This window comes from Coprococcus aceti, from assembly GCF_025567285.1.
Classification (GTDB): Bacteria; Bacillota; Clostridia; order Lachnospirales; family Lachnospiraceae; genus Coprococcus; species Coprococcus aceti.
Map to the genome: position 1 here is coordinate 222,427 of NZ_JAOQJT010000003.1, position 22,714 is coordinate 245,140.

At 43.3% G+C, this 22,714-nt stretch carries 21 protein-coding genes and 2 pseudogenes; 17 read left to right on the plus strand and 6 right to left on the minus strand.

The genetic code is table 11. The features are described 5' to 3' along the window. Window positions 1-18: 18 nt before the first annotated feature. Window positions 19-915 (minus strand): AraC family transcriptional regulator, encoded by an 897-nt coding sequence (locus OCV54_RS05855; RefSeq protein WP_055223067.1) that lies wholly within the window; start codon window positions 913-915, stop codon window positions 19-21. 133 nt (window positions 916-1,048) lie between these two features. On the opposite strand from OCV54_RS05855, the gene OCV54_RS05860 reads away from it, so the two are divergent. Both OCV54_RS05860 and OCV54_RS05865 read left to right on the plus strand, forming a co-directional pair. Next, complete coding sequence (locus tag OCV54_RS05860; protein ID WP_055223069.1) at window positions 1,049-2,005, plus strand: glycoside hydrolase family 113; 957 nt, start codon at window positions 1,049-1,051, stop codon at window positions 2,003-2,005. Continuing rightward, window positions 1,983-3,794 (plus strand): ABC transporter ATP-binding protein, encoded by a 1,812-nt coding sequence (locus OCV54_RS05865; RefSeq protein WP_055223071.1) that lies wholly within the window; start codon window positions 1,983-1,985, stop codon window positions 3,792-3,794. The genes OCV54_RS05860 and OCV54_RS05865 overlap by 23 nt, the downstream gene beginning before the upstream one ends. A 124-nt stretch (window positions 3,795-3,918) precedes the next feature. On the opposite strand, the gene OCV54_RS14890 is transcribed toward OCV54_RS05865, so the two are convergent. Both OCV54_RS14890 and OCV54_RS05870 read right to left on the minus strand, forming a co-directional pair. Further along, entirely contained in the window at window positions 3,919-4,017 is a 99-nt protein-coding gene (locus tag OCV54_RS14890; protein ID WP_208895981.1) for a hypothetical protein, read from the minus strand. 59 nt (window positions 4,018-4,076) lie between these two features. Further along, window positions 4,077-4,943, minus strand: a complete 867-nt coding sequence (locus OCV54_RS05870) for a helix-turn-helix domain-containing protein (RefSeq protein ID WP_055223073.1) — start codon at window positions 4,941-4,943, stop codon at window positions 4,077-4,079. Between the two features lie 360 nt (window positions 4,944-5,303). On the opposite strand from OCV54_RS05870, the gene OCV54_RS05875 reads away from it, so the two are divergent. The 4 genes and pseudogenes from OCV54_RS05875 (at window position 5,304) to OCV54_RS05890 (ending at window position 12,027) form a co-directional block, all read left to right on the plus strand. Further along, on the plus strand, window positions 5,304-8,345 hold the full coding sequence (locus OCV54_RS05875) for a glycoside hydrolase family 2 TIM barrel-domain containing protein (protein ID WP_055223075.1): 3,042 nt from the start codon (window positions 5,304-5,306) through the stop codon (window positions 8,343-8,345). Between the two features lie 156 nt (window positions 8,346-8,501). Then, a pseudogene (locus OCV54_RS05880) lies at window positions 8,502-9,896 on the plus strand (MFS transporter). Window positions 9,897-10,189: 293 nt separating this feature from the next. Then, window positions 10,190-10,990 (plus strand): AraC family transcriptional regulator, encoded by an 801-nt coding sequence (locus OCV54_RS05885; RefSeq protein ID WP_055223077.1) that lies wholly within the window; start codon window positions 10,190-10,192, stop codon window positions 10,988-10,990. A gap of 140 nt (window positions 10,991-11,130) precedes the next feature. After that, on the plus strand, window positions 11,131-12,027 hold the full coding sequence (locus OCV54_RS05890; RefSeq protein WP_015533714.1) for a helix-turn-helix domain-containing protein: 897 nt from the start codon (window positions 11,131-11,133) through the stop codon (window positions 12,025-12,027). Between the two features lie 47 nt (window positions 12,028-12,074). Here the strand turns inward: OCV54_RS05890 and OCV54_RS05895 are convergent, their stop codons facing one another. Together OCV54_RS05895 and OCV54_RS05900 are read right to left on the minus strand one after the other, a co-directional pair. After that, a complete protein-coding gene (locus OCV54_RS05895) occupies window positions 12,075-12,290 on the minus strand; it encodes a hypothetical protein (protein ID WP_055223079.1) in 216 nt (71 codons plus the stop codon). 89 nt (window positions 12,291-12,379) lie between these two features. Further along, a complete protein-coding gene (locus tag OCV54_RS05900) occupies window positions 12,380-12,682 on the minus strand; it encodes a hypothetical protein (protein ID WP_055223081.1) in 303 nt (100 codons plus the stop codon). Here OCV54_RS05900 and OCV54_RS14895 point away from each other — a divergent pair. The 11 genes and pseudogenes from OCV54_RS14895 to OCV54_RS05955 all read left to right on the plus strand — a co-directional run. Continuing rightward, a pseudogene (locus OCV54_RS14895) lies at window positions 12,683-12,847 on the plus strand (hypothetical protein); the annotation flags it as partial. A gap of 58 nt (window positions 12,848-12,905) precedes the next feature. Then, complete coding sequence (locus OCV54_RS05910) at window positions 12,906-13,466, plus strand: hypothetical protein (protein ID WP_156327901.1); 561 nt, start codon at window positions 12,906-12,908, stop codon at window positions 13,464-13,466. A 27-nt stretch (window positions 13,467-13,493) separates the two neighbouring features. Further along, complete coding sequence (locus OCV54_RS05915; protein ID WP_055223084.1) at window positions 13,494-14,402, plus strand: hypothetical protein; 909 nt, start codon at window positions 13,494-13,496, stop codon at window positions 14,400-14,402. Between the two features lie 32 nt (window positions 14,403-14,434). Next, window positions 14,435-14,704, plus strand: coding sequence for a hypothetical protein (locus OCV54_RS05920; RefSeq protein ID WP_015533718.1), 270 nt, complete (start codon window positions 14,435-14,437; stop codon window positions 14,702-14,704). Window positions 14,705-14,886: 182 nt separating this feature from the next. Beyond that, window positions 14,887-15,330, plus strand: coding sequence for a hypothetical protein (locus OCV54_RS05925; protein ID WP_055223085.1), 444 nt, complete (start codon window positions 14,887-14,889; stop codon window positions 15,328-15,330). A 456-nt stretch (window positions 15,331-15,786) separates the two neighbouring features. Continuing rightward, complete coding sequence (locus tag OCV54_RS05930; protein ID WP_055223087.1) at window positions 15,787-17,379, plus strand: AMP-binding protein; 1,593 nt, start codon at window positions 15,787-15,789, stop codon at window positions 17,377-17,379. A gap of 29 nt (window positions 17,380-17,408) precedes the next feature. Continuing rightward, window positions 17,409-17,636: an acyl carrier protein gene (locus OCV54_RS05935; RefSeq protein ID WP_015533721.1), complete on the plus strand. Its 228-nt coding sequence runs from the start codon at window positions 17,409-17,411 to the stop codon at window positions 17,634-17,636. A 69-nt stretch (window positions 17,637-17,705) separates the two neighbouring features. Next, window positions 17,706-19,295, plus strand: coding sequence for an MBOAT family O-acyltransferase (locus OCV54_RS05940; RefSeq protein ID WP_022217287.1), 1,590 nt, complete (start codon window positions 17,706-17,708; stop codon window positions 19,293-19,295). Window positions 19,296-19,308: 13 nt separating this feature from the next. Next, a complete protein-coding gene (locus OCV54_RS05945) occupies window positions 19,309-20,325 on the plus strand; it encodes an SGNH/GDSL hydrolase family protein (RefSeq protein ID WP_022217288.1) in 1,017 nt (338 codons plus the stop codon). Window positions 20,326-20,411: 86 nt separating this feature from the next. After that, window positions 20,412-20,687, plus strand: a complete 276-nt coding sequence (locus tag OCV54_RS05950) for a hypothetical protein (RefSeq protein WP_055223089.1) — start codon at window positions 20,412-20,414, stop codon at window positions 20,685-20,687. 145 nt (window positions 20,688-20,832) lie between these two features. Next, a complete protein-coding gene (locus tag OCV54_RS05955) occupies window positions 20,833-21,168 on the plus strand; it encodes a hypothetical protein (protein ID WP_022217290.1) in 336 nt (111 codons plus the stop codon). Here the strand turns inward: OCV54_RS05955 and hcp are convergent. After that, window positions 21,125-22,693 (minus strand): hydroxylamine reductase, encoded by a 1,569-nt coding sequence (gene hcp / locus OCV54_RS05960; protein WP_334291848.1) that lies wholly within the window; start codon window positions 22,691-22,693, stop codon window positions 21,125-21,127. The genes OCV54_RS05955 and hcp overlap by 44 nt on opposite strands. Window positions 22,694-22,714 lie beyond the last annotated feature (21 nt).

A 22,714-nucleotide genomic window follows, 5' to 3' on the forward strand; every position in this document is an offset into this window, starting at 1 on the left:
AATCCCTCTGCAATTTCTTTACTTCCGTGATACAAAATCAAAACTTTTCTCCTTCATCCTATACTTCCTCGGTGTCACTCCATACTTCTGTTTAAACGCCTTGATAAAATGGCTGCAGTCACAAAATCCTGTCTCCTGGCTGATATAAGTTAGGTCAAAATCTGTGAATTGCAATAAGTCCTCCGCTTTTTGCAGTCTTACCGTGAGAATCATCTCCTTGCAGGTCTGTCCATAGTACTCCTTGAATATTGCGGCAAAATACGAATAACTCATATGAAATTTTTCTGCCAGCTCCGCCACCGAGAGATCTTCCTGGTAGTGCTGTGAAATGTACTCAGATACCTCTGTAAATTTTTCGCTTAATACAGTTTCCTTTTTCCTTTTTTTTATCTGAAAGCCTTCCTGCTTCCAGACACGAAGAATTTCTGCCATAAGAAGACAATAATTCGAATGCATAATAATGTCATAACCAAATTGCTTTTCTTCTAACGTCTTCACTGATCCCTGAATCAGCTGCTTCATTTTTTCCTGATTAAATTTCTCTTTCGAAAAATAAACCGATAGCTTCTGCTCCACTGCGGCCATGGCGATCAGACTCGAAATCGATGGAAGTGCCGAACCGGATATATTCAGATGTGCAGGATCGAATTTCAGGACATAGTAACGGATTGGAAGCTGTCCTGTTGAATAAATTGCATGAGCCATCTGTGGATAAAATACGATCAGATCTCCCGGTTCCAATACATAATTCTCTTCTCCTGCCTCTACATACGCCTTTCCCTCCACCATGTAAAGAATCTCCACAAAATAATGCCAATGTGGAAGAATTGGGAACATCTCAGATGTCTGTGCATCAAATAAAAAGGCTTCATATGGTTTGTTTAATTTGTCTAAACATTCAAAATAAGGTTTCACAGATTATCTCCATCATAGATTTTTACAATTTTATAATAGATTCATTATATCATGTCTTTTTTCTACATGATATACTTCCAGCAGAAAATATTCAGAAACTATATAATTCGAAAGACAGGAGGTTTTTACCAAAATGAAAATTCAAAATCAATTTGGATATATTAAAGGAATTACATTTGCCCCATTTCACAAACGTGGTTCTCTTTCTACACAGACTGCCCGTGACAGTTTTGATTATATGATAGAACACACTGCTGCTGATTTCGTAATCCTTGCTCCTGTAGGGCTACAGGACCACGCACACTCAGAAGAGATCTGTTACACTTCCAGTGCCACATTCTCAGATGAAGAATTAATCAATATGATCCGCTATGCAAAAAGCAAGCGCATCCGTGTTGCCTTGAAACCTACCGTTAATTGTAAAAATGGTGTCTGGCGTGCTTACATCAGTTTCTTTGAAAAAGATGTTCCATGTGAACCGAAATGGGAAAACTGGTTTGCCTCTTACACAGAATTCCAGACACACTATGCCAAAATTGCAGAAGCCGAACAATGTGATCTTTTTATTGCAGGATGTGAGATGGTAATGACGGAACACCGCAGTGAAGAATGGAGAAACGTAATCGCTGCGATCCGAAACTATTACCACGGACCTGTTTCCTATAATACCGATAAATATCAGGAAGAAAATGTAACCTGGTGGGACTGTGTCGACATGATTTCTTCCAGCGGATATTATCCGATTGATCAGTGGGAACAGGAACTTGACCGTATTGAAAAAGTCGTTCAGAAATTCAAGAAACCATTCTTCTTCGCCGAAGCAGGATGCATGTCCAGAAAAGGATCCTCACTGGTGCCTAACAACTGGGCAATTCAGGGAGATTTACGTCTGGAGGAACAGCCAGACTGGTATCGTGCTATGTTTGAGGCCTGTGCAAAGCGCTCATGGGTCAATGGTTTTGCCATGTGGGAATGGGCCCCGGTTCTTCCGTCCAGAAGTATTGCATCAAGAGATAACAGCTACGAAATCTGCAACAAACCGATACAGGAGGTTATTAAAGACTACTATGGGAGAGACACAAGAAAATAGCATACAACAAACTTCAGAACAGGATCTCTGGCAGGAAGAAGCTGCCATGATGCACATCTTCAGCCGGAACAGAAAAAATAACCTGCGCACGCTTCTTTCTCTTTTCAAGGGACACTATGGCGCGCTGGTTGGTTCCATTTCCTTTTTCATTATCAAGCATTCCCCAACCTGGGTTCTTCCAATCGTCACAGCTAATATTATCAATGCAGTGACAGACCACAACGGGAATATTACCAAAATTCTGATTCTGAATACCGTCCTTATGATTGCATTTCTGGTACAGAACATACCAACCAACTACATCCATACCTGGCTCTATGCTAAAACGGTACGAACAGTAGAGAAAGAACTGCGCGAAGCCCTAGTCTGCAAGCTTCAGCAATTGTCGATTACCTATCACAAGGAAATGCAGTCCGGAAGGCTTCAGTCGAAGATCATGCGAGATGTAGAACAGATACAAAATCTTGCATCTCAGATTTTTATCTCTCTTTTGACTATCATTCTGAACATTGGTGTATCCTTCGGAGTGGTCATCTTCAAAAGTCGGATCGTATTTCTTTTCTTCCTCTGCACGATACCGGTTTCTGTTTTGATCATTGTTGGTTTTAAAGGAAAAATCAAAAACCATAACCGTGCTTTCCGTAAAGAAATGGAAGAAACTTCTGCAAAAGTAATGGAAATGGTTGAAATGATTCCTGTAACTAAAGCTCACGCTCTGGAAGATCAGGAAGCCCGTAAAATGAGTGAACAGCTTCGTAAAGTTGCTGAAAAAGGGCTTCAGCTTGATATGATTCAGACATACTTTTCTTCAATCAGCTGGGTTGCATTTCAGATCTTTCAGGTATTCTGTCTTGCATTTACAGCCTACATTGCATGGAAAGGAATCATCGGTGTCGGAGATATCACCTTATACCAGACTTATTTTTCCAGCATCGTCGCTCAGATTGCAAGTATTGTGACTTTGCTGCCAATCATTGCGAAAGGCCTGGAATCCGTTGAATCGATTGGTGATGTGCTTTGTGCAAATGATATTGAGGACAACTGTAGGAAGAAAAAAGTAGTTGATCTGAAAGGTGAGATTACATTTCAGGATGTATCTTTTACTTATAAAGGCAATGAAAAACCGGTATTAAGTCATCTGAACTTCAAGATTCAGCCGGGGGAAACAGTTGCCTTTGCCGGTGGTTCCGGCTCTGGAAAAACAACAATCCTCAATCTTGCCATCGGTTTCCTGAAAGCTGACAGCGGACAGGTATTGGTTGATGGAAATGACCTGATGGAACTGGATCTGCACAGCTACCGAAAGCAGATTGCCGTCGTTCCACAACAGTCCATTCTCTTCACCGGAACTCTCCGCGAGAATATCACCTATGGATCTGAATCTATCTCCGAGGAACAGTTATGGAATGTCATACGTGCAGCCAACCTGGAAGAAGTTGTCCAGAAACTGCCTGATGGTCTGGACACGATGATCACAGAACATGGGGAAAATCTTTCCGGCGGACAACGGCAGCGCATCTCCATTGCCCGTGCATTTTTACGGAATCCGAAGATCCTGATTCTGGATGAGGCAACTTCTGCGCTTGACAGCATCTCTGAAAAGAAGATTCAGGATTCAATCCAGAAACTTGTGAAAGGACGTACCACACTGATCGTAGCCCACCGTCTGTCTACCATTCGCAATGCTGACCGGATTGCTGTGATTGAAAAAGGAAATGTTCTGGAATGTGGCTCTTACGAAGAATTGCTAGAGAAAAAAGGCGCATTTTATCGGATGGAGAAAATGTAAAAAATCATTAGGATATTTGAGTCCTATAGAGTACAGACATAGACTTGGATTGGTCACTTATATAGTCCAAGAAAATGTCTGCACCCTCCACTCATCACATATATGGAGTTAGCAATCGCAGTTTTCACTTCTTCTTCTTTTTTGCACCAAAACAGTTAGAAACGATTACGCCTATGCCGGAGGAAAGTCCCATACATAATGAGAAAAATAAGAAACTTATCATGCCTACAGAACCAACAGCTCCATAATAGTAGTTATTCCTATTATAGATGGGCTTTAGTTTTATATTTCCGACTTTCTGGTTTTCCGATATTCCCTCGGAGAAAATCCCTTCAGCTTATGAAATAATCGGCTGAAATAGAGCTGGTTATCGTAGCCTACAATCTTAGATATTTCATTGATGGAATAGTTGGTTGTCTCAAGCAAGACCTGTGCGTTGTTGACACGGAGCGCAACAATAAACTGCATAGGAGTAGAACCCGTGAACTTCTTGAAGCTTCGTATGAACCAACTGACGCTCATCCCCTTGGATGTCGCATACTCTTCTATATTGATATCACGGTTATAATTTTCGTTAAAATATGTCATGGCGGTATCCATCTCGTGGTCGAGATATTCATTTTTTAAAACTTGCTCTCTGGTAAGCTCACGTTGGAATATGATCAGAAGATGACGGAGCAATAATGTGAGCATTTCTTCGTAGTTATCCTGACAACGTTGTAATTCTATAATAATTCTCTTAAATATACGCTCATATTCCATGGATGTACCAACCGGGAATATTCTCTCGTTATCTGGGAAACCATATTTTCTTAGGATATTTTTTACATCACTTCCAGTAAAATGAATCCAGTAGACTTCTGTCTTATCTTCCCCATAGTATTCATATTTCTGAAGCTCTTTTGGACGGAATATGACAATGTTACCAGCGGGAACAATTGTTTCGTTATCAACAGTATCAAAATGAAAATGTCCGCATCCGGCTGCAATATATATAATCTGAAAATCAACACGTCCTCTTGGGCGATAGGTTGGCATCTTTGGGTGCTCAGACAAACGATAGATTCCGCAGCTACCGACAATCAGTGGTCGGCTTTTATCCTTAAAATCCATATGTGAATGTTTCAAATAACCGGTGTTCATGTACATAGGGCAGCACTCCTTTCACTCGATACAATAATCACGATTTCTTCGTTCTTCGAACTCTCGAAATCGTGCCAGCCATGCGCACTCCGGACTATCGTCCTGCGTGCTTATGACTGTTTACCTATCAAATAGAAAAGTGTCCGATGTTGCAAGCAGTTCGTCCACTTTTCTGCTTGATGGGATTATTGTATCATTTTGTGCATATTTTGTCCATTCTAGTTTATAGACATAAGAAATGGATTAAGGTAATATAAATCTAACAAAAGCGAGAAGGAAAAAAAGCAGACAGTAAGAAGAAAACTGTTTGCAGGGTTACAAGCAACAAAAAAGTGTATAAACTGTATGAATGAAGGAGGATTATTTATGATCGTGCCACGTTACTATGAGGACTTAAGTGTATTACATGACAATACGATGCCGGCGAGAGCTTATTACATGCCGGCTTCCAAGCGGATGGATGACCTGGTAGAGCACAGAGAGCTGTCAGACAGAATGCAGCTATTGAATGGTACATGGAAGTTTCAGTATTTTGACAGCATCTATGATATGAAGGATGCCTTTTATGAGGATGGTTATTCGGTTGAGGGCTTTGATGAGATCAAAGTTCCGAGTGTATGGCAGATGGCAGGTTATGATACACACCAATACACAAATATCCGTTACCCATTTCCGTTTGATCCGCCATATGTGCCACAGGATATTCCATGTGGAGCTTATGTGCATACCTTTGACTATGCAAAGGATGCTGCAGCACCAAAGGCATATCTTAACTTTGAAGGTGTGGATAGCTGCTTTTATGTATGGTTAAACGGCACCTATGTAGGCTACAGTCAAGTGAGCCACATGACCAGTGAGTTTGATGTGACAGACGTATTGCGGGAAGGAGAGAACCGGATTTCCGTGCTTGTGATGAAGTGGTGCGACGGTTCGTACCTTGAAGATCAGGACAAGTTCCGTATGAGCGGAATCTTCCGTGATGTGTATCTCTTAAAACGTCCGGAAAAGGGAATCCGTGATTATCGCATTACAACACAATTAGATTCAGACATTGCAAGGATAAATCTTACAGCAGCATTTTACGAGCCGACAGAGGTTCGGGTAAAGCTCGAGGATAAGAATGGAGCAGTTGTTTCCGAGGGTGTTATTTCCGAGAGTGGAGAAGCGACTTTTGAGATTGTAGATTATACACTCTGGAATACAGAGAATCCGTATCTGTATACGATTATTCTGGAGACGGAGCAGGAGGTAATCGTAGACCATATAGCACTCCGCAAGATCGAGATCAAGAATCAGGTAATCTACTTAAATGGACAGAAGATTAAATTCCGTGGTGTGAACCGCCATGACTCCGATCCGGTCACCGGATTTACAATTAGCATGGAGCAGATCAAGACAGACCTTACCCTGATGAAGCAGCACAACTTCAATGCCATTCGTTCCAGCCATTATCCAAATGCACCATTTTTCTATGAAATGTGCGACCGCTATGGATTTATGGTGATTGACGAGGCAGATATCGAAGCACACGGACCATTTATGCTGTATCGAAAAGAGGATACGGATTACAACCGCTTTAAGCGTTGGAATGAGAAGATAGCAGATGATCCGGTATGGGAAGCTGCGATTGTTGACCGTGTGAAGCTGATGGTGGAGCGTGACAAGAACCGGTTTTGTATCGTGATGTGGTCTATGGGAAATGAAAGCGCTTATGGCTGCAACTTTGAGAAGGCACTGGCATGGACAAAGGGATTTGACCCGGAACGTATCACGCAGTATGAGAGTGCCAGATACCGCAATTACGATGTAACCTATGATTACGGGAATCTTGACTTATACAGCCGTATGTATCCGGCACTTACTGAGATAGAGGAATATTTGGAAAAGGATGGCAGCAAACCATTTCTTCTGGTGGAATACTGCCACAGTATGGGAAATGGTCCCGGAGATTTTGAAGATTATTTCCAGATGATACAGGCAGAGGATAAGATGTGCGGTGGTTTCGTATGGGAGTGGTGCGATCATGCAATCGCCCATGGTGTAGCCGAAAATGGCAAGACGATCTATGCCTATGGCGGCGATCATGGAGAAGTAATCCATGACAGCAACTTCTGTATGGATGGTCTGGTATATCCGGACAGAAGGATACACACCGGACTTTTGGAGTACAAGAATGTATATCGCCCGGCAAGAGTAGTATCGTATGATGCAGCAAGTGGAGAATTAGTGCTTCACAACTATATGGATTTTGATGATCTGAAGGATTATGCAGAGATTACCTATGAGCTGTCACAGGATGGGCTTGTAATCGGGAAGGGGAAGCTTTCCGAAGTATCCATTTTACCGCATTGTGATGGAAGCACAACTTTAAAGCTTTCAATTCCGGAGAATGGAAAGGTATATCTGAAGCTGTTCTATAAGCTGAAGAAGGATATCCCGCTTCTTTCCAAGGCGTATGTCTTAGGCTTTGATGAGATAGATGTAAGCAGTAAGGGTGCAAAGAATCAGCAGGCAGTAGGCTGGCTTACAAAGGAAGTGCCTGATACGGGTATTCAGGTACAGGAAAATGATACAGAGATCATCATAAAGGGACGGGATTTCTCCTATACGGTCAACAAGCGGACAGCACTTTTTGACAGCCTGACATTTGCAGGCAGAGAATATATGAATCATCCGATGGAACTGAACATCTGGAGAGCACCGACGGATAACGATATGTATATCAAGGCAGAGTGGAAGAAAGCCCACTACAACGAAGCCTATACAAGAGCATACAAGTCAGAGGTGATTCAGGGAAAGCACGGAGTAACTGTGACAAGTCAGGCTTCGGTCGTGGCAGCAACCGTGCAGAAAATTATGGATGTGACAATCACTTGGACGATTGACGCAGCCGGAAGAATTGGAGCGGATATCGCAGTGAAAAAGGATGAGGAGTTCCCGGATCTACCAAGATTTGGTGTGCGAATGTTCTTAGATAAGAAGCTTACAGATGCAGGGTTCTTCGGTATGGGACCGCAGGAAAGCTACCGGGACAAGCATAGAGCAGCAAGCCACGGATTGTATCGTCTGAAGGTTTCCGATATGCATGAGGACTATATCCGCCCACAGGAAAACGGAAGTCACTACGACTGCGATTATGTGGAGCTTGGCAACAGCCAGTACGGTATCACTGCCGTTGCAGAGGAAGATACATTTTCATTCAATGCGTCCTTCTATACACAGGAGGAGCTGGAAGAAAAGGCACATAACTATGAATTGATAGAATCGGACAGTACGGTATTCTGTCTTGATTATGCACAGAATGGAATAGGCTCTAACAGCTGCGGACCAGACGTGTTAGAAGCATACAGATTTGATGATAGATTATTCCGGTTCCGGTTTACACTGGTTCCGTATGTGAAAGGATAATGATATAACTCGTTTCCCGAATATCGACGTATAAGTCCGGACATACGGGGATATTCGGGATACAAGAGAACAAAAGTAAAAGCATTTAGAATAATATAGGCATCAGACTGTTTGACACATGAAATTCTAAACATGATTAAGATGAGGAGTGATTCTATGGAAGAAAAAAAGTATTTAAAATGGTATAACAAAGTCGGATACGGATCCGGCGATATAGCAGGAAATGTAGTATATGCATTTTAAACATCCTTTGTGATGATTTATCTGACGGATTCAGTCGGACTTGCAGCAGGTATAGTAGGTACGTTGATCGCAGTTTCCAAACTGTTTGACGGATTTACAGACATTTTCTTTGGCTCGATGATTGACAAGACACACAGCAAGATGGGTAAGGCGAAACCGTGGATGCTTTACGGCTACATTGGATGTGCGATTACACTGGTATGTTGTTTTGCGGTTCCTACAAGCTGGGGAAATACAGCAAAATATGCATGGTTCTTTATTGCATATACATTGTTAAATGGTGTGTTCTATACAGCAAATAATATTGCGTATTCTGCACTTACTTCTTTGATTACGAAGAACAGTAAAGAGCGTGTGCAGATGGGATCTTATCGTTTCATCTTCGCATTTTCTACAAGCCTTTTGATCCAGTCTGTAACCGTAAAATTTGTTGATTACTGCGGTGGAGATGCAGCAGCATGGAGAACGGTAGCAATCATCTATGCAATTATCGGTCTGATTGTAAATACAATCTCAGCGCTCTCCGTAAAAGAGCTTCCGGAGGAGGAGCTTAACGAGGGAGAAGTAAAAGGAGATGAAGAAAAGTATGGACTGGTTCAGGCATTTAAGCTTCTTGTAAAGAACAAGTATTATATGATGATCTGTGGAACATATATTTTACAGCAGCTTTATAGTGCCATGATCGGTGCTGGTATCTACTACATGACATGGGTATTGAAGGACAAGAATCTTTTTGGTCAGTTCGCCTGGGCGGTGAATATCCCACTTATTATAGCTCTTATCTTTACTCCGACACTCGTTGGCAAGTGGAATGGTATGTACAAGCTGAATCTCAGAGGATATATCATTGCCGTTATTGGTAGAGCGTTGGTTGTTGTAGCAGGATATATGGGAAGTATTCCTCTTATGCTGGCATTTACAGCCCTTGCAGCACTTGGACAGGGCCCATGGCAGGGAGATATGAACGCAGTGATTGCTTCTTGTTCAGAGTATACTTATCTGACACAGGGAAAGAGAATTGACGGAACTATGTATTCTTGTACATCACTGGGTGTAAAGATTGGTGGAGGAATCGGAACTGCAGTATGTGGCTGGTTATTAGAGCTTAGTGGTTATGTCGGAACAAATGCAACACAGCCGCAGTCAGCACTTGATATGATGCAGTTTATGTATTTATGGTTGCCATTGATCCTTGATGTGTTAATTATGATTGTTCTTTCCAGAATGAACGTGGAAGCTGTAAATGAAAAATTGAAAGCTGAAAAGGGAATTAAGTCTGATGAAGTAACAGACGCAACAAAGTATTAAGGTTTATATGTAATGAAAAGCATTGTCTAATTGAACATTCGAGAAAGGCAATGCTTTTTGTGCAAGCTAGGTATTCAGTTTTCACAAAGTAGTCCTTTTAGTATTTTATGCATGATATACATGTTCAAAGTAATCAGCGTAGAATACTAAAAGGTTGTTCATATAATTCTTAAACTTGTTCATAATGCGTACCTCCTTTCCTTATTTACAAGCTGATTATAGAATAAATACAATGTGATTGCCTGCCAAATCGAAAGAAAAAGTAGACAAATCTTGCAAAGGGGGCGTAACCAATGCATTTATCATTTGTTGATACAAAAGAAGAAATATTAGCTTTAAAAAGAAAATCGAAGCATGTTGCTCCGCATTTACATAATGCATTGGAGATCGTATGTGTGACAAATGGAACACTGGAGCTGGGAGTTGGACAAGAGTTATACCACATGGAAAAGGGAGATATTGGTTTTGTATTTCCTGATATTATCCATCATTATCAGGTTTTCTCTTCGGGAGTGAATAAGGCGGTTTACATTATTTCTCCACCATTTGCGATTGGGAAATATGCTGATATTATACAGACGATGGCACCGGATTACCCAATCATAAAGGCAGAAATGGTGGAGCCGGAAGTATACCGGGCAATTAATGCCATCTTAGATACAGACCACATGGATATAGCAGTTATACAGGCATACCTGCAGATTTTGATTGCAAGATGCATTGGAAAGCTGAAACTGGTCGAGAAAGGAGATGTGGGAAGTAAAGATCTTGTCTATCAGGCAGTATCGTACGTGTCTGGTAATTTTAGAAAGAATTTCTCGTTAGATGATATGGCAAGAGATTTGGGAGTGAGCAAGTATGTTTTATCACGAACATTCTCCAAAACATTCCATCGTAATTTCAATCAATATCTGAATGATGCAAGACTAAATTATGCTTGCCATCGCTTGGAAAATACCAGTGATGCCATTACAAATATATGCTATGATAGCGGATTTGAAAGTCAGAGAACATTCAATCGGGCATTTAAGGAACGATACAAAGTTACACCGAGCGAATACAGAAATACAAGCCGTACAGATATAATATCGTGACTATCAAACATAGAGGCAGAGAATGGAAAAGTTGTGGCTGTGATTGGATATAGGCAGTAAATGTGGCAATTCTACCTTTGAGGGGTGTACTCTTTTGCTGTGATAAGATAAGATTGTCATGATGAAAGGAGGAATGACCTATGGATATTGCTAAGATTGGAAGATATATCGCAGAAAAAAGAAAAAGAGCTAGGCTGACACAGAGACAGCTTGCAGATAAGCTCGGGAAGAGTGATAAGTCTGTTTCAAAATGGGAACGTGGAATTTGCCTTCCAGACGTTTCTGTATATATGGAACTGTGTGAAATATTGGAAATCAGCGTCAATGAATTTTTAGCCGGTGAAGATATCAGCGAAGATAGTGTAAGAGAAAAGTCTGATGAAACGCTATTGCAGGTGTCAAAGGAAGGAAAGAATAAACAGAAATTTCTGCGACGAATCATTGTAGCACTTTGTATTATTCTGACAGGATTTATCACTGTAATCGCTGTTATAGCGTGTAAGAAGATGAGACAACCCCGAAATTTCATAGAAGAAGTATCGCCGGATAGTGCGGAAATGAAAACTGCGGAACTGATGTCTGGAGCAGATGGGGTAATGATGTTTCGGTATAAGACAAAGGATAACTATAAATGCCTTTTTGTTTACTTGTCTGAATATCAATCCGGAAAAAGAGTATCGCATGAGAAAATTGCAGAAATATCTTTTAATGGTACAGAATCTACCGAAACTGGAATGATAGTGGTTGTTCCTAATTTTGAAAAATTTTCTGCAAGTCTAATTGTGGCAGATAACTATACGAAATACACAACAGAAAATCCAATTTTAAATGATGTTGAAGATCGGAAATATTATGGAAGATCGGCGACAAGCATAAACCATATATGTCCGATAGATTTTGGAACAGAGCAGGGGTTAGCGGCTTTGGTTTATGGTAAAAATGGATTAAGTATGTTACCGATACAGGATATTTCCGGAGATTATCTAAATACAGAGAATGATTATATGTATTATTACTCCGTAGAGTTTACGAAATGAGAATATGGATGATCTTCCTATAAAATCTTTACTGATAAGCATGAGGACTAAATATCCTCATGCTTTTTCCCTAGATAGGTGTCAATTTCCTTCTGGTGGTGTTGCAACTCCTTCAGGTCACGCTCATTTTGCCGCTGTTGTTCTTCAAGGTTATGCATGTTCTGTTTAGCCTGTTCCAGTAGTTTTTGTAGGATTTGGATGTTGGAATTCTCGGTATACCGGATGCCGTACCTGTCGTGCAGGTTCTTTTGTATCTCCTGCATGCGTCTGGCGTTCTGTACATTTTACCATTTCTGCAAGCCAACGGTATCCCGTGATACATCACCAGAGAAGTCACACATGGACGAGATTTTCAATCGACTTTTATCCAGTTTTTTTCACCGGGCGACATGGCATCATAAGCAGCTTTTCGCTTTTCTTTTCGTTCTTCCGCTTTTTTCTTTTGTGTTTTCAGATAGTCCTGTCGTCTCGAAATTCTCTTTTTTATGTTGTCATCGGTATAGAATGAACCGAGAGAGTAGCCACGATGAAAACGTTGTTCAACCGAAAATCGGTATTTTGTAACCGTTCCGTATTTCTTTGAGTTTCCGGTTTCAATTATAATATTCTGTGCTTTTAGTCGATTGATATAATCCTCAAATGAAACAGCTTCCATAAGAAGCTCCTTCAGTTCACACTGGATGACGGCACAGGCACAGACAGAACCATCCTCTCAGGAATCCATGCATTCTATGAGCCAGAGGAGTTAGTCGGCAAGACACTTATTGCAATAACAAACCTTCCACCTAGAAAGATGATGGGAATCGATTCATGCGGTATATATGAAAAAGGACCCCAGATTAGAAGTACACACTTCAGATTTGGGGTTCTCTTTTTGTGTGAGAGACGGATCAAAATCCATGATCGCAGGCATGAACAAGTCCGGTAAGTATGGCGCTGAGCTCAAGTTTTCTGTTAAGTCCATGGACGTAATGAAGGTCATGGTGAAGAGCGATTCCAAGAGCTCCAACGATGCACTCAAGGGCACGATGGCGCAGATAAAAGGTGAGGACTACACCGATCTGCAGGCGGATGCCTCGGATGTCAAAGAGACAAATACGATCATGCTGGACGAGTATATGAAGAGTGAGAACCAGAGCGTGTCCTTCAAGCGATTAGTGGAGGCGAACACTATACCGTTCCTTGTGGCATTGAAAATACTTTTTGCGCTAATAATTGCAGTGATCGTCATATTTGCAAGGCAGCGCGCAAAGATCGCCAAGGTCGATGCACTCACAGGACTTTATAACAGATATGGCATAAGAGACTATATGAAACGGCTGTATGAGAAGAGTAATCAAATATCAAATGTAATTGATATTCTGCGAACTGGAGGGTATAATATGCGGTATCTTTGGATTAGATGCTGCGGTATGTTGATGCAAGCATGTGTGTATTAAAAGCGAAATGACAGGGGTGAAGGGTAGATGAGAAGATTAAAGTATGTTTTACAGAGTGCGATCGCCTGCTTTGTCGTGGCCGGGGCCTTGCTGGTGCTGTTCTGGGGAGCAGGAATATACAATATATATCATGAGTCACATGGAAATATATCGGATCTGTCAGAGCTGTGGTCGTATATTTCGGAACAGGGATTGATGTTTCTGATCGGATTGCTGGCTTTTGTGTCGTTCCTAGTATCCGGATTTCAGGCGAAGAAGGCCAGCGAGGCGGATAGAGCAGCTAACGGTGGGAACGAGTATGATGGTGTAGGATATGGTGATGCTGATTATTCTGGCACGATAAATGCTGGTGGCGGATATACATATGATTCAATGGACACATCTATAAAGTTAGATGAAGGTTCAGGTATGGAAAATGATAGGAATGTATATGGAAAAAACGGTATGCCATATGCGGACATCTATGGGATGACTGGAGATGCACAATTAACCAATACATATTCATTGCAGTTAGGTGCCAGAAAGATAAGCTTTGACCTGCCTCAGAGGTATAGACTGATAGATGGCGATGACAGTGATCCGGCATTTGCGGGGTTTAATGAGGAGCTTAAGCCGGAACTTGTCTATTGTTCACTTCAGGAGGCTATCGATGATGAGACGGCTGAGGATTACGTGCTGGATGAGCTGGTGGAGGATGAAGCCTGCCCGGAGGAACTGCGGACAAGGGCATATCTGAAACATGAAGTGATAGAGGGAAGACTTTATTACTATTATATATTCAAGTATAAGAAGTCCAGAAAGAAGAGACAGAAGTTTGCAGCGGCATGTGACATAGGCGGCGGGCTGTTCTATACGATAGAGACAGAGTGGATATGGCGCAAGGAGGAATTGACGCTGGAAGCACTAATAGACTTTTTGAAGATACGGGTAGAGTGATTTATGACATCTACAGAACATGAGGTGATAATATGTGGACAATAAAGAGAATAGATGAGGCCGACTTCGGCTGTGAGGAGAGGCTTCCGGGGGAGCCGCTTATGGTGCTGGTGAGTCTGGAGTGTGACGATGGAAGGATGCTTCAGCTTGAGGTGGCTGACAACTGGCTGACCATGCAGGAGCTTGACGAGGGCGATGAGTGGCCGGATGATCCGGACGAACCGGATGAAGAAGATGCGAAAAGCGCAAAGCAGGTGCAGTGGATGGAGAGTTATCTGGATGCTCTGGAGGAGCTGGAATAAGAGTGAAAATAATAAGAATATCGACAAAACCGCCATATCATAAGCGATATTGGCGGTTTTTGTGCGTCTGGAATTACTTTTTGCCATATACTTTAGGATAATATGTTGTTATAACGAAAAGAATGGTCGTGTGAATTTTGTCGATGTTTGGTTTGCAGGCAACTGCGTGTGGGAGAGAATTAATGTTTGGATTGTTTGAAATGAAATATATGAATATATGCCTTGTGGCAGGAGTTATACTGGAACTTATAGCTCTTGTCGCAATACTTAATCTTTATATTAATATAAGAAGAAGGGAAAGAAGGCAGAAGAATAGAGAAGATGGAGCAGGACTTTATGATCGTGCGGTATGTGCCGGAACGGATGAGGCGCATATGCTGGTGCGGCGGGAGGACATAAGTGCGGTAAGCCAGCTTATGGATCAGAAGGTATACAGACAGTTGAGAAAGAAATATGAGGGCTGGGACAGACAGGAGAATCTGGAGTTTGATGCACGTGTTGCAGGCAGAGACGGCAGATGGCTCCGCATAATAGTAGTCCCAGATGGCACGGACGGCTGTGATCTCTTTATATTCAGAGATATAACGGAGGACAGAGGCAGGCTTGAAAGTCCATATTCTTTATGATGGAATTATATGGATGCAAGGCCGGGCAGAGCTCAGAACCCTGTATATATTTGCCGATAAGCTATACAATGCGAGAAAATCTGTGGGATTTGTCAAGAGACTAAGGATCAGGTATGGCGTGTAAGCCGTGCCGGGAAAACAAATATTTATACATTTGTCAGCGACAGATATGTCCGTGGATGGACATGTCTGCCGCTGTTTTTTGTTTTACTTAAAGATATCTTAAAGATTCGCCTCATTGAACCTTAAAGGGATGGCGGCTATAATAGCAGGTGTAGTGAGAAGCTGCAGTGCGGATTACGCTGATGGATTGAGGAAGTGTAACCATATTGTAATAACTCTTACATATAATTAAGTCTGTTGAATGTATATTAAGTTGAACTGGCAGAAAGGCATGGCATATAATCTATTCGATTTTGGAAGAAAGAAAAAGGTGGTTAAACGAGGTGGTAAATATTGAAAAATATATTGGAATTTATAGAGAATTCGGCTTTAAAATATCCAGACAAGCTGGCAGTTGCAGATGAGGAAGGCGGACTCACATATGGTCAGATGGAGAGGCTTTCCAGACAGATCGGTGCATGGATATATGAGAAGACAGATGGCGTGAGGAATAAGCCTGTTGCCGTGTTGCTGGACAAAAAGCCTGGGAGTGTGGCTGCCTATATGGGAGTTGTCTACAGTGGCAATTTCTATGTTGTACTTGATGCGGAGATGCCGGCGTCCAGAGCCGAGTCGATACTCGGAACGCTGAATCCGGTTGCAGTCGTGACTGACATCGGGCATATGGAGAAGGCACTGGAGCTTTCCAGAAATGGCGTGGATGAAGATGGATGCCATGGACAGGAAGGCGAGAACAAAGAGGTATTCAGGATATTAAATCTTGACGAGCTGGACACAAGTGCAGATCAGTCGGTGTTGGATGCGGTCAGAAGCAGGGCGATAGACACGGATCCCGTGTATGCGCTTTTCACATCGGGCTCGACCGGAGTTCCAAAGGGCGCTGTGGTATCACACAGGAATGTGATATCCTATACCTATTGGTACACGGAGGCATTTGGTATAGACGAGAGTACGATATTCGGAAGCCAGACACCGTTCTACTTCAGCATGTCGGTGTCAGATCTCTACAGCACTCTTAAAAATGGTGCCACGCTGTACATCATACCGAAGGCGTATTTCACCTTCCCTATGAAGCTGATGGAGTTCATGAATACATACAGGATCAACACGATATACTGGGTGCCATCGGCACTGCAGATCGTTGCAAATTACAAGCTGTTCCAGTACGCCCAGCTTCCCGAGCTGAAGAAGGTGCTGTTTGCCGGAGAGGTGATGCCGACAAAGCCGCTGAATTACTGGATACAGAATCTTCCGGATGCCATGTATGCAAATCTGTTCGGCCCAACAGAGACGACCGACATATGTACGTATTACGTGGTGGACAGAGTATTTGCCGATGACGAGCCGCTGCCGATGGGACATGCGTGCAACAACTGTGATGTGTTTGTTCTTGATGAGAACGGCAGGGAGGTGTCACCGGAGATCGATCCTGAGACGGGCTTCAGCCGTGAGGGTGAGCTCTATGCCAGAGGTTCATTTGTGGCGCTGGGCTACTTCGGAAATGCGGAGAAGACGAGAGAGGCATTTGTCCAGAATCCGCTGAATCCGTACTATCCAGAGCTGGTCTACAAGACCGGTGATCTGGTGAAATACAACAGATACGGCGAGCTGGTCTATGTGTGCCGTAAGGACTATCAGATAAAACACATGGGTTACCGCATAGAGCTCGGCGAGATCGAGGCTGCAGCGGGAGCCATAGACGGTATCAGAAGCTATGCCTGCATATACGATGATGCGGCGGACAAGATCGTGTTCATCTACGAGGGCAGGAAGAAGGACGAGACGGAGCTGCTTAAGGCGTTTCAGGAGAGGGTCCCACACTACATGGAGCCGAACCGTTTTGTCAGGGTGACAAGCATGCCCCACAATGCAAATGGCAAGATAGACAGGAAGAGACTGAAGACGGAATACGCGCAGCATGTGTGACAATTTTATTGATAAGGAGATAAGAGATTATGGAAGAATTATTAAAGATTTTGAATGAGGTAAAACCTGGAGTTGATTATGAGAACGAGACAGATCTTATAGGACATGGCGTGTTGGATTCCATCACGATGGTTACGCTGGTGCTTCAGCTCAGCGATGAGTTTGACGTAGACATTTCTCCTGTTGATATCACACCGGAGAACTTCAAGACAGTCCAGACCATATACGATATGATCCAGAGACTTGAAGACGAGTAAGAGCAGATATAGATATTGGAAGATGACGGGGACTGACTGCCGTCAAAAAATACTGGAGGAGTGAGAAATATGTCATATACGTCGATATCGTATCTGGTATTTATATTGCTCGGAGCGTTTATAGTGTACAATATAGTGCCGCTGAAGCACAGATGGAAGGTCCTGCTGGCATTCAGCTATCTGTTTTATTTTATCAATTCAGGCAGATATATCATATTTATCCTGTTCGGGTCGTTGACCATATATGTGGGCGGCCTGCTTATAAACAAGATAGATGATGGCTGCAGCATGGCAAGGAAAGCTCTGCCAAAGGAAAGCAAAAAAGAGTACAAGGCACTTATCGGATGGCAGAAAAAGTGCGTGTGCGTATGCGTGGTGCTTGTGAATGTAGGAATTCTGGTATTCCTGAAATATTCGGTATTCCTTGGACAGGTATTTACAGATGTGCTTGGACTCATACACATAAATGTAGAGAATCCGATGTATCAGAGGATGATGCCGCTTGGAATCTCGTTCTACACACTGTCTGCGGTGAGTTACATAGTGGACGTGTACAGAGGCAAATACAGGGCATCGGACAAGTTTGGCAAGGTTGCACTTTTCCTTGCATTTTTCCCGCACATTGTTGAGGGACCTATAGCCAGGTTCGATCTTGTTGGAGAGCAGATGTATGAGGGGCACAGGTTCAGTTATGAGAACATGACCATGGGACTCCAGCTTATACTGTGGGGCTTCTTCAAGAAGATAGTTATTGCAGATCGCGCAAATATGTATGTGAACCAGATATTTGACAATTACGCAAGCTACACAGGACTTCCGGTAGTAGTGGGAATGCTGCTCTACACATTACAGCTCTATGCGGAATTCTCAGGCTGTATGGATATAGTAAGGGGAAGTGCCCAGATGTTCGGAATAGGACTCTCAGAGAACTTCAACCAGCCGTTTATATCAAAGACGGTCAGTGAGTTCTGGAGAAGGTGGCATATGACTCTCGGTGCATGGTTCAAGGACTATGTGTTCTATTCAGTTTCACTGTCCAAGCCATTTGTGAAGCTGAGTAAGAAGACCAGGGAACATATGAATACTTTCTTCGCGACATTTGTTCCTATGTCTATAGCGATGTTCATAGTGTGGTTTGGAACGGGTATTTGGCACGGCGCAAGCTGGAAGTACGTCATGTATGGTCTTTATTACTGGGCTATCATGGTAATCGGACTTCTCATGGAGCCTCTTTTCAAGAAGCTGTATGAGAAAATGAATGTTGACCGCCAGGGAAAGGTATACAGACTGCTTCAGGTTGTCAGGACCTTCATTTTTGTGAATGTGGGAATGCTCATGTTCAGGGCTGATGATCTGACAGCATTTGGACACATGTTTGTGTCCATGTTCAGGGGATTTACATTTGCGGATCTGACAAATGGAACTTTGCTTGGAATGAAGCTTGACATGGCAGATTTTGCAGTGCTGGCAGTGGGCGCGCTCATTCTGTTCCTGGTTGGACTTTACAAGGAGAAGGGACATCAGATAAGAGCAGAGCTTGCCACGAAGAATATAGTCCTCAGATGGGCAGTTTACTATGTGCTGCTGTTTGGAGTGATCATACTCGGAGCATATGGCAAGGGCTATGAGGTGGCTGGATTTATATATGCACAGTTTTAGAGGTGATTTATCTATGAAGAAAAGTGGACGTAATATAATAAAATCCATAGCATTTGCCCTGGTGGCCGTGATGATCATGGGAGTGCTGGGAGCTGCGTTTACTCCGAAGCGGAGCGATCCGGGAAGCGGAATAACCAACTCGAATGCAAGGGGCTTCTATGGAGAACCGAAGAATTCGATAGACGTACTGGTGCTTGGAGACAGCAATGCCTACAGTGCATGTTCTCCGATGTATATATGGAACAAATATGGAATTCCAACATATGTGGCGGCTGAGGGATTCCAGAATGTGACCGGGGCATCCAACCTTCTGGATGAAGTGCTCACATGTCAGAAGCCAAAGCTGGTGGTGTTTGATGTGAATATGCTTTGGACAGGCAAGACGACATTGAAAAAGGTTGAGAACAACCTGAAGAATCTGGCATATAAGTATCTGCCTCTTGCACAGTACCACAACAGGTGGAAGAGCATGAGTGTTTCGGACATGTTCGGTGCCAGGGACTACACATACAGATCAGCCTCAAGAGGACAGTATCTCAGCATGGAGGTCAAGCCGTTTTCAGGCCAGAGCAAGATGGTGGAAACCAAGGCTGTTGAGGACATACCGGAGGTATCAAAGATACTGCTCGATAAGCTGATAGACAAGTGTGAGAAGAATGGAATCAAGATCATGTTCATGGAGACTCCGACGGCGAAGTCATGGAATTATGCAAGACACAATGCCATGGTTAAGTATGCTAAAGCCAAGAATATTGAATTTGTCGATATGAATACGCTCAAGGGTGATTATGCGATTGACTGGAGCACCGACACGAGGGATGGCGGAAGACATCTCAACTGCAAGGGCGCAGAGAAGGTAAGCGCCTATCTTGGAAAATATATTTCAGAGAATTATTCTTTTAAGGATAAGAGACATTCAGAAAAGTATGCGGACTGGAATAATGACTATCTGGATTATGTGAAGTATATGTCCGGAGAGACTGTGTCGCTGGAGGCGCAGCAATCCGAGGAAACGGTATCCAACAACTAAATATAAAACACATAAGTGGACGGAGGATTGAATCCCCCGTCCACTTTATTTTTTATTTTACTGTAACTTTGCATCTGGCAGATATATTGCCGGAAGTATATGTCTTTTTCTCAGTGCTGTTTGAAGGTGTGAAAGTTTATTTCTGCACGGCAAGGGACAAGGATTTTTACGCGCAGCTCATGCGTGATGGAAATGTTGCGGTGACGGGCATGAACAGAGAATATCAGATGATAAGGCTGAGCGGAAAGGCGCACAGGCTGGATGATCAGAAGCTGTGGATCGACAGGATATTTGCGGAGAATCCATCTATGAACAGTGTGTACCCGGATGACAGCAGATATGTGCTTGAGCCGTTCTATTGATACAGGATGAATACCCGACACAGGTAAATGATGAGAAAGGCATAGTAAACGCTGCAAACAGCGGTATGACCGGATGTTATGTGCCATGCCACAATTGTATCGATAACTGTATCCGCGCTGTCCTGTCTGCGGAGGTTCTATGGACATGAACCTCCGCAAGGATGGTTATTTTGTTCAGGACAGTGCCTGGTATGAGGCAGAGCGGAATTTTAGTGAGTTTGTCACAAAGTCTATAGACAGTAAGCTTGTACTTCTTGAACTGGGGGTAGGTTTTAACACCCCAACAATAATCCGCTTTCCTTTTGAGAAGCTGACACGAGAACACGATAACGTAACCCTTGTCAGGTTAAATCTCGATCAGGCTGTGATTCCAGAAAGTCTTGGAAACAGAGCTATAGGGATAAATGCGGATATGGCGGAGAGTATAAGTGATATACTCAACGTTTCAGTATCGCATCCATATCCTGTTCAGGAGCAGTGATCGGGTTTAGCTTATAATTCTCCACCAGATATTTCACCACGGTCTCGGACATGAATGCCGGAAGTGTCGGTCCGATATACATGTTGCGCACGCCCAGCGACAGCAGGGTGAGGAGTATGCAGACAGCCTTCTGCTCATACCATGACAGGACAAGGGTGAGTGGGAGGTCGTTTATGCTGCAATTAAATGCATCAGCCAGAGCCAAAGCAACCTTGATGGCACTGTAGGAGTCATTGCACTGTCCCATGTCGAGTATTCTAGGAATCCCGTCAATTTCGCCGAGGTCGAGATCGTTGAAACGGTATTTGCCGCAGGCGAGGGTGAGGACAAGGGTGTCCATCGGAGTCTGCTTTACGAATTCGGTGTAATAGTTGCGTCCCGGATGTGCGCCGTCGCAGCCGCCAACGAGGAAAATGTGTTTGATATGACCAGCCTTGATTGCATCTATGATCTTGCCAGCCTGTGACAGAACTGCGTTGTGGCCAAATCCGGTCGTCAGCATATGGCCGCCGTTTATGCCGCTCATGCTCCTGTCGTGTTCATAGCCGCCAAGCTTCTGTGCGTGCTTGATCAGAGGGGTAAAATCTTTCTTCCCTGCTCTTGTACCTGAGATGTGAACCATGCCGTCATAACCCACGACTGATGTGGTGTAGATCCTGTCCTTGTAGCTCGGCCTTGGCGGCATGAGACAGTTGGTGGTAAAGAGCACCGGCGCGGGTATATTTTCGAATTCTGTCTGCTGGCTCTGCCATGCGGTTCCGAAATTGCCCGCCAGATTATGGTATTTGTTAAGCTCCGGATAGCCGTGCGCAGGCAGCATCTCGCAGTGGGTATATACATTTACTCCTGTCTTTTCAGTCTGCTCAAGGAGCTGTGACAGGTCGTTCAGGTCGTGACCGGAGACCACGATAAATGGCCCTTTTTTGATGTCAACATTTACTCTCGTAGGCACAGGATTGCCAAATGATTCAGTGTTGGCTTTGTCCAGCAGCTCCATGCATTTGAAATTGACCTGGCCCAATTCCATGATGAGTTCTATCCATTCGGTGACGCTGTGCTCCCTGTTAACCTCGCACAGTCCCTTGTAGAACCACTTCAGAACCTCATTATCTGTGTAGCCGAGATTCATGGCGTGATGGGCGTATGCCGCCATACCCTTGAGTCCAAACAGCAGGGTGGAACGCAAGGACACTATATCCGTGTCACCATCCCATAGGTCGATCACCTGTATCTTTTCAGCCTCAGGTCTGCTGATCTTGTTCTGCTCGTTTTTAACCCTTCCCATAAATTCTTTTATTGCATTGTCGTCAAAGTTTACATTTGTCAGGGTTGTGAAAAGACCGTCTATGATAAGTCTGTCGGCGACCGCGCTGTGTTTATTCTCATTTTTTGAGAGTTCTGCAAGTTTTATAAGCTCACACACAAGCTCGTCCTGTAGATTAGATGTGGATGGCTGCTTGCCGCACACTCCAGTATTGATACATGCGGATCCCCCCGCTGTCTGCTGACACTGAAAACAAAACATATTTGACATGTACTGTATACC

Coding starts and splice junctions, on each gene's coding strand:
- OCV54_RS05860 (WP_055223069.1), top strand. CDS start 1,049: ATGAAAATTCAAAATCAATTTGGATATATTAAAGGAATTACATTTGCC.
- OCV54_RS05865 (WP_055223071.1), top strand. CDS start 1,983: ATGGGAGAGACACAAGAAAATAGCATACAACAAACTTCAGAACAGGAT.
- OCV54_RS14890 (WP_208895981.1), bottom strand. CDS start 4,017: ATGATAAGTTTCTTATTTTTCTCATTATGTATGGGACTTTCCTCCGGC.
- OCV54_RS05870 (WP_055223073.1), bottom strand. CDS start 4,943: ATGTACATGAACACCGGTTATTTGAAACATTCACATATGGATTTTAAG.
- OCV54_RS05875 (WP_055223075.1), top strand. CDS start 5,304: ATGATCGTGCCACGTTACTATGAGGACTTAAGTGTATTACATGACAAT.
- OCV54_RS05885 (WP_055223077.1), top strand. CDS start 10,190: ATGCATTTATCATTTGTTGATACAAAAGAAGAAATATTAGCTTTAAAA.
- OCV54_RS05890 (WP_015533714.1), top strand. CDS start 11,131: ATGGATATTGCTAAGATTGGAAGATATATCGCAGAAAAAAGAAAAAGA.
- OCV54_RS05895 (WP_055223079.1), bottom strand. CDS start 12,290: ATGCAGGAGATACAAAAGAACCTGCACGACAGGTACGGCATCCGGTAT.
- OCV54_RS05900 (WP_055223081.1), bottom strand. CDS start 12,682: ATGGAAGCTGTTTCATTTGAGGATTATATCAATCGACTAAAAGCACAG.
- OCV54_RS05915 (WP_055223084.1), top strand. CDS start 13,494: ATGAGAAGATTAAAGTATGTTTTACAGAGTGCGATCGCCTGCTTTGTC.
- OCV54_RS05920 (WP_015533718.1), top strand. CDS start 14,435: ATGTGGACAATAAAGAGAATAGATGAGGCCGACTTCGGCTGTGAGGAG.
- OCV54_RS05925 (WP_055223085.1), top strand. CDS start 14,887: ATGTTTGGATTGTTTGAAATGAAATATATGAATATATGCCTTGTGGCA.
- OCV54_RS05935 (WP_015533721.1), top strand. CDS start 17,409: ATGGAAGAATTATTAAAGATTTTGAATGAGGTAAAACCTGGAGTTGAT.
- OCV54_RS05940 (WP_022217287.1), top strand. CDS start 17,706: ATGTCATATACGTCGATATCGTATCTGGTATTTATATTGCTCGGAGCG.
- OCV54_RS05945 (WP_022217288.1), top strand. CDS start 19,309: ATGAAGAAAAGTGGACGTAATATAATAAAATCCATAGCATTTGCCCTG.
- OCV54_RS05955 (WP_022217290.1), top strand. CDS start 20,833: ATGAACCTCCGCAAGGATGGTTATTTTGTTCAGGACAGTGCCTGGTAT.
- hcp (WP_334291848.1), bottom strand. CDS start 22,693: ATGTTTTGTTTTCAGTGTCAGCAGACAGCGGGGGGATCCGCATGTATC.